Here is a 13,416-nt window from a genome sequence, read left to right on the forward strand (position 1 = left end):
GTTAAACCGCCCAAACAGCAAGTAATTCAAGCGGTATTATCACTTAACGAAGTGGCGGCGATTATCAATACCACCCGTAAATTCCGCTATCAGGTATTTTACCTCACTACCTACAGCTTAGGTTTACGCTTAAGTGAATCGCTCAACTTGACCATTGCCGATATCGACAGTGAATTAATGCAGGTGCATGTACGTAATACTAAATCTAAACGTGACCGACTAGTGCCTTTACCGCAAACAACCTTATTGGCCTTACGACGCTATTGGCAAACTCACCGCCATCCAAGTTTACTGTTTCCTGGCAGGGTGGACCCTAAGAATAACGCCATTAAACCTTGGCTGATGGACAAGGGGGGCGTACAAAAAACGATTAAAATTGTCGCGAAAGACTGCGGTATTAGTAAGAATGTTCATGTCCATACCCTGCGCCATTCCATTGCGACACACCTGTTTGAGCACGGTTTGAGTTTACGTGCTATTCAAGTGTTCCTGGGTCACGCAAGTCCAATCACTACCGCCAGGTATACCCGCATGACCCAAGAAGCCAAACACAACAGTGCGATAATGCTTAATAGCATTATCAATACGTTGAGTATTCATTGGCAGGAGCAAAACCATGATTAACTTAGCAACCATTGCCAATAAATATCACGTTATGTTTGAACAGCGCTACGGTAAAAAGTTACAAGCCAAACACCACTACGCGCTTAAACAAATTATAGCCTGTCATACACCTGCTGCGGGAGCGATGTTATACCACTGCGGTGATTGCCATGAAGATAAAACCCTTTTGCCCTCTTGCGGTCATCGTCATTGCCCATCGTGTCAACATAAGTGCAACAGTCATTGGTTAGCGATGCAGCAACAAAAACTATTGCCGATCGATTACTACCTCGCCACCTTTACCTTACCAGCACAGTTACGCCCTTTTGTTTGGTCTCATCAAAAGTGGGCGTATCAGGCCATGTTTCTTGCGGCAAAAGAAACGCTGGATGCGTTCTTTAAGAACGATAAAAAACTCGGTGAATGCAACGGCTTAGTCGCGGTATTACATACGCATTCTCGGCAGCTTGATTTTCATCCCCACGTGCATTTTATTGTGCCCGCTGGAGGATTAAGTAAAAACAAAATGTGTTGGCTAACCAAAACAGGTAAATACCTTTTTACTGCGGATAACTTAGCAAAGGTCTTTCGCGGTAAGTTTATAGCAATGATGAAAGATGCCTCGTACTACCTACCAAACAAAACGCCTACCGAATGGAATGCTGACTGCGAATATGTCGGCAAAGGCAATGAAGCATTAACCTACCTCGCTCGGTATTTATATCGCGGCGTGATTAGCGAAAACAATATTCTCGCACTTGAAAATGATGAGGTCAGTTTTCAGTATAAAGACAGTAAGAGTAAAACGTTTAAAACCATCACCGAGCATGCTTGTAAGTTTTTGTGGCGAGTAATACAACATGTTTTACCCAAAGGATTCAGGCGAGCGCGTAATTATGGTTTTTTACACGGCAATGCCAAAGCAACATTAAAACGTTTGCAGCTGCAATTAAACGTTAACTTGCCACCGCTGCAGCCAGTGATTAAAAAACCGGTGTGTTGTGACAAATGCCATCAACCGATGGAGCTTTACCTAATGCGCATTGCCAATAAAATCATCTTAGATGGAACGAGATAAAACAAGGATGTGTATTAACAGAGGGATTTGTGTGCGTAATGCTGTTTATTCACCAGCATCAATATGAATGAATTGAGGGTTAGCGATGTAAAAACAACCAGGTTTTGTACCGAAAATTGCAAAGGGTTATGTTGCGATTGTGGCGGTACTCGCCCTAAAAAAACACCAACAACCATGGCATTAAAAGCCACCTACCTCAGTATTTATATATTTCCTATAAAGAGTACAGCTAATCGACCGAGCTTGTTCAACAACAGGATAAAGTTGCGGCTGCGCGCAACCTATCCTTGTTTATTAGCTGTATATTACGCTGAACCAACTTGTACTAGCAATACCAAAAAAGAATAACCATGACAAGTGCTTACCGCGAGAAAATAATAGAGAAACAATTCCGCTTATAGAAAACACAACCGTAATTGTTATAAGAACTTCTGACCGAAGATCCCCGCTTGGGCTGGACAAAAAATACAATATTGCAGCAAAGCCCCACCAAGCCAATGTGGTTAGATGCCAAGCAAACCTTAAAACTCGTTTAGTAAACCAATCACTACCGTGTAATTTAGGAAGATTATCACGTCTAAATAAACGTATAAGAATATACTTTTCACCGAAATATGAATGAATAAATCCGATGAATATAAGTAGAAAAGAACCGATAAGTAGCATAAGTGCCTCTATACAGCTAACGCCCGCTTAAGCGGAAAAATACAGTTGGCTATAATTTGTAGCGTAGCGGAAAAAGCCAACTGTATTTTTTCCGTTTGAAGCGCTTGTTATATATACATTAACACCAAACTATGAAACTATGAAACTATGAAACTTTAGTGTTTACCCAAGCTTCAAAAGATGGGATTACAATTAGCGAATTTTGGTTTAAAACATTTGCATGTTCTTTTATAGCTGGATGAATCGAGTTGATTTTTGAGGTAAGTAAGCTTCTATCAATAGCATCAGGATCTGTTTCTTGCTCAGGCTCGAACCATTCTCCATATCCGAAGTCACAACCAGAAGCTAAATAACGCAGAAAAAAAGTTAGCGTTTGAGCTACATTAAAGAGCTCTCCCTCGGAACCCAAAAATACAACGGCAGGAGGAAACTCATTAGCATATTGCCACAGTAAAAAAGAAGACCCCGTACCATCGCGACCAAACTTGATAAATATATCAGTCTCAGTTTTCCAATTTGAGTTAAGCCCCCAAGACGATAAATCTTCATCTGCTTCAGATTCTGATAAAGGAGATAATTCAAAATCTATAGGCCAACCAATTATTCCTTTTTCACATAATTCGGAAAGTAATTCATAAGAGCTTTGCGTTTCTGTATCCATTTGAGAATTAAACTCCATACTAGGGATTGTATATATAACGCCCAAATAACGGGCTAAGTAAGACTTGCTAAACTGTGAAACGAAGTGGAACCGAGCAAGTGTTACGTGTCCCAGTTGATTTGCTTGTTAGTTGCAACATACTTTCACCAAGTACAACAATAACTTAAACGCACCGTAATGAAAATACCAAACCGTGAATTTGAGCCATTACACTCACTATTTAGAGTGAATAGTTACGCTAATACACCTTTCAGAAACGTGATAAAAGTGACTAACTTATTCGCGGTAAAACACCAAACAGTGAATTGGTGAAACTGAATTATTTAGCACTTAGACGATATTTTTTATTAGCCAACTAACGCTTTGCTAAGCGGAAAATAATGGTTGGCTATAATCGCGAAGCGATGGCCAACTGTTATTTTTCCGTTTGAGCAACTTGTTATATGCAATTATGCACCTAAATATTAGATGTGTTTTTATTTGAAACATCATTTTTAAGCGCCAATACTGCAACAAATATTAAGCCTAATGGCGGCATAAATGACAGTAGAAAACCAATAAAGGTTGTTGTTTTAACATTTTGGGTTTTACGTTTACCGAGATAGTAACTTAAGCCACTTATTACGATAACTGATAGTAAAATGAATTGGCCGAGCAATGTTGCATTGATATTCATACGAAACTCCTTTTTGCATATAACGCCCAATTAACAGGCAAAAAATAGTTGGCTAAAATAAGCGACGAAGGAGCAAAAGCCAACTGTTTTTTGTCCTTGTTTAATTTCTTGTTATGTTTTGATCGCCTCGGTGCGTGAACACCGAGGACTTGGTTTACAGTAATCCGATAAAGTGCAAGGTATCTAGAAGTTCGGAAACAGCTAGGATAACCAAAGCAACATTAAAAGTTACTTTTACAGTGGTTTGCTTTTTCATGGCATGAGCCTTAAAAATGCAGCCACATCAGCGCTGAGTGACTACGTTATTAACGTGATCGCTCTTTGGTGGTTACTACAATGCGCATTCATTACCATATGCGGCTATGGCTCGTTCGCTATATATTGGCCACCTAACGGAGTATGTGCCCATGCTCCGGGGAGTTTTTCTAGTCTGATTTCTGCGCCGCACTCAGATTGTTCAGGCTAGATTCTCCCAATACTTTTAAAAACATAACGCCCACTTAAGCGGACAAAAATTGTTGGTTATAATGTGTAGCGAAGCGGAACCTAACCAACTGTTTTTGTTCCGTTTGAAGTGCTTGTTAGCACTACTTACCCTTGTTCTTATGCTTTTCTTTGCTGTTTGTAATAATTCCTCTGCGATCAGATGTTATCGGTTTTGATGGTGCAGGTACGCTTGGTTTTTTATCAGTCATGTTTAAGCCTTTAAGTAATAATTAAATGAAAATATAATAAATCCGATACCAGCAAAGGTAGCAGACAAAATGGTTAGAATTGAAGATATACGTAGTTTTAAGCCTCTTGCAGCATTTGTGGTATTCCCTTTAGAACAAGCGGCATCTAAATTGGTTAATAAGTCATTTAACGTGTTCATATAAATAGAATCTTGACCACTTAGCAGTTTTTCATGTGCGGAGTTGGAATAGTCAGCCCAGCTATTATTGTATAGAGGTTTATAGCCCCCGAATGCAGGTATTGCAATTGCTGAAAACGCAAAGGCTAGGACACCAAAAATAATAGAAAAAATAACAAAGAAATAGCAAGGTGTAAGGATAGGGACAAGATCGGGTAACTTTGAGGCCTTAGTATAAGCCCATTCAATTATCGCTATATCGAAACCAATAAGAATAACCGCAAGCCATAGTAATGTTCTAGCAACGACTACTTGATGCCTATTTATGTCAACGAGATGAACGTAATACTCCTTCTCTGACATAGCAACAAGCTTATCAAGAGATTTTGAATATCCATCTGAGTCATAACTTATAGATTTTTCATTGCACAAAACTCGAAACCTCCTTGTAGTGCTAACAGCTTAATAGAGAGAATAATTCCGTGTTTAAACACGGACTTTTTCCGTCTATCATGATATTTAATGCATACTAAAATACTCTCTTTAATATTTAATATCAAAGACTTTAATAAAACTTTAACTTTTTCATTATTGCGTGCATTACGGAAATATTCCGTCTATCAAAGACACATTTACAATTCCAACTATACTGTATACAAACACAGCCATTAAATATTTATTTTTACTATGTCTGAATCGTTTTTTTAAATAGCATAGGTGAATTTTTGAACACACGTAGATTTGCTAAAAGGACTATTCAAACTTACATTTATTGGATCAAGCGATATATTATTTTCAACCAAATATAACAGACACCCACTAAATGGAAATAATGAGTGGGTGTCTGGTGTTTTATCCAACTTAATTTCACATAGTGAAAATCGCTACTAAACGTAGTGGCTAACAAAACGGCCTGAACAAAAGCATTTTTTTATCCAACGGAACTTGGTTGAAAGCGCTGTATTGCAAAGAATTCATTGCTAAAAAGCAACTATTTATCGCCATTTTAAAAAGTAAAAGACAAGCATAAGTTCACCTGTACCAATAACACAGTAACAAAAAAATCAAACCTGACACTTGTGTCAACTATTCATTCTGCTATAGTAAAATCATACGAATATTCAAATCGACACTAAAAATCAAAATTAAAGCGGAAAGAATAATGGTAGAAAATACAATAAAATTCCTGTTAAACAATAAGCTAGTAAATATTGAAAACCTAGATCCTAATACCACAGTTTTACAATACTTACGTGAAGAACAATTTAAATCTGGCACAAAAGAAGGTTGTGCTTCAGGTGATTGTGGTGCTTGTACCGTAGTTCTAGCCGAGCTTGATACTGAGAATAGCGGGCAACTTAAATATAAATCAATTAACTCATGCATCACCTTTGTCGGTAACTTACATGGCAAGCAATTAATTACCGTTGAAGACTTGAAAGACGGCGCTAAATTACATCATGCCCAACAAACTCTGGTTGATAACCACGGTTCACAATGTGGTTTTTGTACACCAGGTTTTGTTATGTCTTCCTTTGCTTTACATAAGCACAACAAGACGCCAAATCGGGCCGAGGTACTTGCAGCCTTAGCCGGTAATTTATGTCGTTGTACCGGTTACCGTTCAATTATTGCCGCTGCCATGACCTCGAGTGAAGCTGTTGCCGAAGATTCATTTGCTCAGCACTACCAAGAAACTGTGGCCGCACTGAGCGAATTAGAAAAATTACCAACACCTGCTTTAACGGGTAATGGTCATAATTTTATCGCGCCAAAAAATATCGATGAATTAGCCACTGCCTTAATCAATGAGCCTAAATCTACCTTAGTTGCTGGTGGTACCGATTTGGCACTTGCGGTTACGCAAAATTTAGCAATAATCGATAAGCTTGTTTACCTTGGTAATGTGGCCGAATTAACCACTATCAAGGAAACAGACACTGAAATAATTATTGGTGCAGCACTACCTTATAGTGACTTCATTGATACCTTACATCACTACTACCCTGAATTGGGTGAGATGATTGAACGTATTGGTGCTAAGCAAGTACGTAACACCGGAACTTTAGGTGGTAATATTGGTAACGCTTCACCCATTGGTGATATGCCGCCAGCGCTGATTGCTTTAGGCGCGACCATGACACTCCATGTTAATGGTCAAGAGCGTACTATCCTAGTTGAAGACTATTTTGTTGATTACAAGAAAACCGTACTTAAAACCTCTGAATTTATTAAATCTATTCAAATTCCAAAACCTACCGCGGGCCAAACCTTAAAGATTTATAAGATTTCTAAGCGTATTGATGACGATATTTCTGCGGTATTAGCTGCATTTTTTATCGAACAAGAAGTCGATGGCAAGGGTCAGAAAATTATTAATATCCGTTTAGCTTTTGGTGGTATGGCGGCTATTCCTAAACGTGCACCTGCTGCTGAAGCTGTACTGCTAGGAAAGAGCTTATCTAAAGAATTAGTAGCGCAAGCAAAAGCAGCGTTAGCGACCGACTTCCAACCCATGTCTGATGTTCGTGCTTCGGATAAGTACCGCATGACAGTGGCGCAAAACCTTATTGAGAAATGCTATTTAGAGCTACAAAGCGCCAATGCAAGAGCAGTTATTGAAACACGAGTGGTAAATTATGCGTAGCCTTATTAATGTAGAAAAGTTTGCTGTAAAGAAAGCCGATACCCTAAAAATACAAAGCAATACCAATAAAAGCCTTATTGATGGACAAAAAAATGTTGGCTTAGGTGGCGTAGGTCGCTCGAAAAAGCATGATAGTGCTGATAAACACGTCGCCGGTGAAGCTATTTATGTTGATGACCGTCCATCACTGCGTGGTGAACTACATGCGGCAGTTGGGCAATCGGCTTATGCACATGCCAATATAATTTCTATGGACTTATCAGCGGTTAAAGCTGCGACAGGTGTTATCTCAGTCATTACTGTTGAAGATGTACCTGGACATACCGATATCGGTCCAGTATTTCCTGGTGACCCAGTACTTGCTATAGGTAAAGTTGAATTTATCGGACAGCCACTTTTTGCCGTGGCAGCAACAAGCTTCGATTTAGCCAGACGCGCAGTTAAATTAGCAAAAATTGACTATGAAGAACTTGAAGCGGTACTAACGGTAAAAGATGCGCTAGCAAAACAAAACTTTGTCCGGCCACCGTTTACCATGAAACGTGGCGACTCTGATGCGGCCATTAAGGGTGCTACCCATCAATTATCGGGTGAAATCAACGTTGGTGGTCAAGAGCATTTCTATTTAGAAGGTCAAGTATCAACCGCCGAGCCAACTGAAGATGGCGGCATGAATATTTTCACCTCGTCACAACATCCCAGTGAAGTACAAAAATTAGTGGCTGAAGTTTTAGCTATTCCACTAAACAAAGTTTTAGTTGATATGCGCCGTATGGGTGGTGGTTTTGGTGGTAAAGAAACTCAAGCGGCTCAATGGGCTTGTATTGCGGCCTTACTTGCCAATGAAACTAAACGCCCAGTTAAATTTAAATTAGCTCGAATGGACGATATGATCATGACAGGTAAACGTCATCCATTTGAAAATAATTACACCGTTGGTTTTGATGCTCAGGGTCAAATCAAAGGTATTAACATCGAAGTTAATGGTAATTGTGGTTACTCACCCGATTTATCAGATGCCATTGTTGATAGAGCTATGTTCCACTCAGACAATGCTTACTACTTAGACCAAGCAACCATTACCGGTAATCGTTGTAAATTAAACACAGTGTCACACACTGCTTATCGTGGTTTTGGTGGCCCTCAAGGCATGATGACCATTGAAATGATTATGGATGATATCGCCCGTCATCTTGGTAAAGATCCCTTAGAAATTCGTAAAATTAATTTATATGGTAAGGATGATCGTAACGTAACCCACTATCATCAGACCGTTGAGCATAACAATTTAAGCGAGATCATTGATTCGTTAGAGACCAGCTCTGATTATCAAGCCCGTCGCCAAGCGATTACCGAGTTTAACGCCAATAACACTATATTAAAGAAAGGACTGTCATTAACGCCGGTTAAATTTGGTATTTCATTCACGGTACAGCATTTGAACCAAGCCGGTGCACTGGTTCATATTTACACCGACGGTACCATTCACTTAAGCCATGGCGGCACTGAAATGGGTCAAGGTTTGAATATTAAAGTGGCGCAAATTGTTGCCGAAGAATTTCAAGTTGATGTTGATACTATAGCCATATCTTCGGCCCGTACCGATAAGGTACCAAACTCATCACCAACCGCAGCCTCTTCAGGTACTGACTTAAATGGTAAAGCGGCACAAGCGGCGGCTAAAACCATCAAACAACGTCTAATTGATTTTGCTTGTGAGAAATATCAAGTCGAAGCAGGACAAGTTCACTTTGAAAATAGTAATGTTATTGTTGGTGAACAAAGCTTTAGCTTTGCTGAATTTACACAACTTGCTTATATGGGCCGTGTTTCCTTATCGTCTACTGGTTTCTATAAAACCCCTAAAATTCATTTTGACCGTGCTACCGGTAAAGGGCGTCCGTTCTTCTATTACGCCACGGGTGCTGCGGTATCAGAAGTTATCATTGATACCTTAACCGGAGAATATAAAACCTTACGTACCGATATCTTACAAGATGTCGGTCACTCCATTAACCCCGCTATTGATATTGGCCAAATTGAAGGCGCATTTATTCAAGGCATGGGCTGGTTAACCACGGAAGAATTAGTGTGGAATGAGCAAGGTCGGTTACTTTCTAACAACCCAGCGACCTACAAAATACCCGCAATTAATGATACCCCTGCAGATTTCAGAGTGGCATTAGTACCTGACGCACCAAATCGGGAACATACTATCTACAATTCAAAAGCCGTAGGTGAACCACCATTTATGTTAGCTATTTCAGTTTGGGCCGCACTTAAAGATGCCATCTCAAGTATAAATGATTACAAAACTAGCCCAGCACTCGATACCCCCGCAACACCAGAGCGCGTCTTGTTTGCTGTTGCAGCGGTTAAAGCACAAGCAGCTGCTGCGGCGAAGTAATTCGCCCTGTGAACCTGTAATAGCTATAGCTAGGAATAAATAGGAATATCATCATGAAAATAAATTGGACTGGTGCAGTACACCAACTAAACAAACAAGGCAAAGCCTATGTTGTCGCGACAATTGTCGGGGTAACCGGTTCAACGCCGCGTAATAGTGGCACCAAAATGGTGATAACCAATGACGATATTTTTGACACTATTGGTGGTGGTCACCTTGAACATAAGGTGATTAAACATGCCCATCAACTGTTAACGTCCGGTGAGGCTTGTCAACAACTAGAACATTTTCAATTGGGTGCTCAACTAGGCCAATGTTGCGGTGGTGATGCCAGCGTATTATTTGAATGTTTTAGCGCCAGTGGTGCCAATATCATCTTATTTGGTGCCGGTCATGTTGGTAAAGCCCTTATCCCTATCTTAGCGGGTTTGCCTTGTAGTATTACTTGGGTGGATAACCGCGCGGAGCAGTTTCCTGATGATATCGATAGTTACGGCAATGTCACTGCTGTTATTAGTGAAAACCCGGCGGAAGAAGTGGCGGCTATGCCGACAAACAGCTACTACATAGTGATGACACACAACCATCAGCTTGATTTTGACATTAGTCATAATATTTTAAAACGCGCTGATTTTAGTTATTTAGGTTTAATAGCCTCGGCTACCAAATGGCGTCGTTTTCAACAAAGGTTTCAACACCGAGATATCGAAAAGAGCTTAGTCGAAAAAATGAATTGCCCTATTGGCTTAGCACAAGTACAAGGGAAATTACCCATGGAAGTAGCGGTATCAGTGGCGGGTGAAATAATTGAGCTTTATCAAGCACAATTGACTGCCAATGCCATCGCCAACCCCAGCGCCAATAAACAAAAAAATGCCAAGCCTCAAAGCACTAAAAAAGGTATCGCTTGGCAAGAGCTGAAAAGTTTAATCAACGAAGAAGTTAACTAATTAGCTCTTGCCAATCAGTTAGCAAAGAAAACTTAAAGACCATGGCTCTTCGATCAGTAACCTCGAAGATACGCTACATGGATGTAGTTTATTAGACAATGCAGACGGTACAGGAAGTACCTTATACGGATAATGCAGGAGCAATTATCCTGAGCATATTGTCCTGACGTTTATCATGAGCTTCTGAGTAAACTGCATAGAGATAAATAAAGATATGCTCGCACATATTTAGCAATAAAAACACATGCCACACGTTCACGTTTATCAAATTTAGAGGAGAAGCAAGGTGTCCCATTTTGCCCTGCAAAGTAAAAAAGTAATTGTCCATGCTGGTGAAAAAAGCGAAATGATCGCGGCCTGCATCGAAATTAAAGATCAATTAATCCATGCCATTCACCCCTATGGCCAAGCCCTTACTTGTCCAATCACGGATGTCGGCGAGCAAGTGATCATGCCGGGTTTGGTCGACTCTCATGTGCATATCAATGAACCTGGCCGTACCGAGTGGGAAGGTTTTAATACCGCGACACAAGCTGCGGCAGCCGGTGGTATTACTACTTTAGTTGATATGCCACTTAACTGTATTCCGGTAACAACGACCAAAGCAGCCTTTGAAGAGAAGCTTGCCGCAGTGCATGACAAACTTTGGGTTGATTGTGGTTTTTGGGGTGGCGTTATTCCTAGCAATATCGATGACCTTGATGACTTACTTACCGCCGGTGTTTTAGGGGTTAAATCTTTCTTAATAGATTCAGGTATTGCCGAGTTTCCACCGGTGGAAGCCAAGGACATGCTGGCGGCTATGCCTATCTTAGCCAAACATGATGTGCCTTACCTTATCCATGCCGAACTAGATTGTGGTGGTTTTCATGATGTTGAAATAACCAAAGAATATAACTCTTTCTTAGCGTCGCGGCCAAAAAGCTGGGAAAACGATGCTATCTCGTTAATGGTAGAGATGGCGCGTGCATCTAAAAAAGCCGGTGATAACTGTAAAATTCACATTGTGCATTTATCTTCTGCTGAAGCCCTTGCAACGATTGCTCAAGCAAAAGCAGAAGGTTTACGCTTTAGCGCAGAGACTTGTCCACATTATTTAACGCTGGCGGCAGAAAACATTCCTGATGGCAAAACCTTGTTTAAATGTTGTCCACCTATTCGCGAAAATAAAAACAGAGAACATTTATGGCAGGCCGTTACCGATGGTCGTATTAGCTTTATCGTTTCAGATCATTCGCCTTGTACCCCGCAGTTAAAACATATTGATACCGGTGATATTGAAAAAGCTTGGGGCGGTATTTCAGCATTGCAATTTGGTTTACCCCTAATTTGGACTGAAGCCAAAGATCGTGGTTTCACCCTAGTTGATTTAGCCCGTTTAATGTCGCACGAAACCGCTAAGTTTGCGGGTTTAGATAAAATAAAAGGCCAAATTTCAGTGGGTCATCATGCGGACATATTGGTCTTTGATGACACAGCAAGTTTTGTTATCAGCAATGACATGATCAAACACAAACACAAAATTACCCCCTATGTCGGCCGCAAAGTAAATGGCCAAATAATGCAAACCTTTGTTCGTGGCCAGCAAGTTTACTGTAATGACCAATTTATCAACACGCCTATTGGCAAGCCGTTACTTAAAGGTCAGCTGTAAGCTGCTATCGCCAATGGCGAGAACAAACAAATAACTAAGAAAAATAATTAAAAAAACAAGAAGTCACGCACCTTTGCTACGCCGATAACCAGGCTGAGCAAACCTAGCGTTTACAGGAGATAAAGTAATGATTGAAGATTGGTTAGCACAAAATAAATTATCGGCAGAAGATGCGACTTTAGAACAAAAATTAAAAAATCAATATGTTGATTTAGCCAGCGAACGTGTTGGTGGCGAAACATTGTCTTGTAGTGATGATTTTTTTGCCGAAATGGAAAACTTATTAAAAGTAGGTCGTGGTATTTTTATCGAAGATAAGTTTACTGAACGTGGTAAATGGATGGACGGTTGGGAATCACGCAGAAGTTATGGCCGTAATAATGGTCGTGATTCTGACTGGTGTATTATCCGCTTAGGCATCAGTGGTGTTATTCGCGCCTTTGATATCGACACTAACTACTTCCGTGGTAACGCGCCAGAGAAAGTTTCGGTAGAAGCCTGTGTGAGTGAAGTTCAACCAAATGAAGATACGGTTTGGCAGACTATTTTGACCGCTACCGACGTTAAAGCCCATAGCCAAAACCTGTTTGTGCTCGACTCTGAAAAAAAGCTCAATAATACTGCTTTTACCCATGTGCGTTTAACCATGTTTCCTGATGGTGGTATTGCCCGTTTCCGTGTTTATGGTGAAGCAGAGGTAAACTGGAATGACTTTGTTGACGGTGAACTCATTGATTTAGCGTCGATTAAAAACGGAGCAAAAGCGTTATTAGTCAGCGATATGTTTTTCAGTGATAAAAACAACCTAATCATGCCTGGCCGTGGCGCCAACATGGGTGATGGTTGGGAAACTAAACGTCGTCGTGATCCCGGTCCAGATTGGTCAATTGTTAAACTTGCCGCTACCGGTACAGTAAATAAAGTCATCATAGATACTTGTCATTTTAAAGGTAACTTCCCTGATACCTTTATGCTTGAAGGTTGTATCAGTGATAGCGATGATTTCACCGCAGGCGCAGCACCGGTAACGTGGACCGAAATTATTCCAAGCACTAAATTATATGCTCATAGGGAACATCTATTCACTAAAGAGATCGTAGTGGCAAAAGATCAGCCTTTCACTCACGTACGTTTAAGTATCTTCCCTGATGGTGGTATTTCTCGCATGCGTGTTTTTGGTAAGCGCCAAGGTTAGTTAACAAAAACTAGGGTTAAGCTTTG

11 protein-coding genes are annotated in these 13,416 nt (G+C 40.4%); 8 read left to right on the forward strand and 3 right to left on the reverse strand.

Going from position 1 to position 13,416, the window contains the following annotated elements:
- Both MTCD1_RS13790 and MTCD1_RS13795 read left to right on the forward strand, forming a co-directional pair.
- Nucleotides 1-624: tyrosine-type recombinase/integrase (locus MTCD1_RS13790; RefSeq protein WP_143760126.1), on the forward strand; the 624-nt coding region annotated here is incomplete at its 5' end.
- Nucleotides 617-1,681 (forward strand): IS91 family transposase, encoded by a 1,065-nt coding sequence (locus MTCD1_RS13795; RefSeq protein ID WP_057183656.1) that lies wholly within the window; start codon nt 617-619, stop codon nt 1,679-1,681. The genes MTCD1_RS13790 and MTCD1_RS13795, both read left to right, overlap by 8 nt.
- Nucleotides 1,682-2,492: 811 nt before the next feature.
- Here MTCD1_RS13795 and MTCD1_RS13805 read toward each other — a convergent pair.
- The 3 genes from MTCD1_RS13805 to MTCD1_RS13815 form a co-directional block, all read right to left on the reverse strand.
- Nucleotides 2,493-3,008, reverse strand: coding sequence for a hypothetical protein (locus MTCD1_RS13805; protein WP_057183213.1), 516 nt, complete (start codon nt 3,006-3,008; stop codon nt 2,493-2,495).
- A 457-nt stretch (nt 3,009-3,465) separates the two neighbouring features.
- A complete protein-coding gene (locus MTCD1_RS13810) occupies nt 3,466-3,684 on the reverse strand; it encodes a hypothetical protein (protein ID WP_057183215.1) in 219 nt (72 codons plus the stop codon).
- 697 nt (nt 3,685-4,381) lie between these two features.
- The gene (locus tag MTCD1_RS13815) at nt 4,382-4,969 is read right to left on the reverse strand and encodes a hypothetical protein (RefSeq protein ID WP_057183217.1); all 588 of its coding nucleotides are present in this window, start codon (nt 4,967-4,969) and stop codon (nt 4,382-4,384) included.
- Nucleotides 4,970-5,250: 281 nt separating this feature from the next.
- Here MTCD1_RS13815 and MTCD1_RS22700 point away from each other — a divergent pair, with 281 nt between their 5' ends.
- The 6 genes from MTCD1_RS22700 to alc all read left to right on the forward strand — a co-directional run bounded on the left by MTCD1_RS22700 (nt 5,251) and on the right by alc (nt 13,390).
- Nucleotides 5,251-5,346, forward strand: coding sequence for a phage integrase N-terminal SAM-like domain-containing protein (locus MTCD1_RS22700; protein WP_331456604.1), 96 nt, complete (start codon nt 5,251-5,253; stop codon nt 5,344-5,346).
- A 353-nt stretch (nt 5,347-5,699) separates the two neighbouring features.
- On the forward strand, nt 5,700-7,184 hold the full coding sequence (gene xdhA, locus MTCD1_RS13820; RefSeq protein ID WP_057183220.1) for a xanthine dehydrogenase small subunit: 1,485 nt from the start codon (nt 5,700-5,702) through the stop codon (nt 7,182-7,184).
- On the forward strand, nt 7,177-9,591 hold the full coding sequence (gene xdhB / locus MTCD1_RS13825) for a xanthine dehydrogenase molybdopterin binding subunit (RefSeq protein WP_057183222.1): 2,415 nt from the start codon (nt 7,177-7,179) through the stop codon (nt 9,589-9,591). Before xdhA ends, xdhB begins: the two co-directional genes overlap by 8 nt.
- A gap of 53 nt (nt 9,592-9,644) precedes the next feature.
- Nucleotides 9,645-10,541: a xanthine dehydrogenase accessory protein XdhC gene (gene xdhC / locus MTCD1_RS13830; protein ID WP_057183224.1), complete on the forward strand. Its 897-nt coding sequence runs from the start codon at nt 9,645-9,647 to the stop codon at nt 10,539-10,541.
- 286 nt (nt 10,542-10,827) lie between these two features.
- Nucleotides 10,828-12,195, forward strand: coding sequence for an allantoinase AllB (gene allB, locus MTCD1_RS13835; RefSeq protein WP_057183226.1), 1,368 nt, complete (start codon nt 10,828-10,830; stop codon nt 12,193-12,195).
- 127 nt (nt 12,196-12,322) lie between these two features.
- Nucleotides 12,323-13,390: an allantoicase gene (alc, locus tag MTCD1_RS13840; RefSeq protein ID WP_057183228.1), complete on the forward strand. Its 1,068-nt coding sequence runs from the start codon at nt 12,323-12,325 to the stop codon at nt 13,388-13,390.
- The last annotated feature ends 26 nt before the right edge of the window (nt 13,391-13,416 follow it).

The organism is Colwellia marinimaniae (genome assembly GCF_002207865.1).
Taxonomy (GTDB): domain Bacteria; phylum Pseudomonadota; class Gammaproteobacteria; order Enterobacterales; family Alteromonadaceae; genus Colwellia; species Colwellia marinimaniae.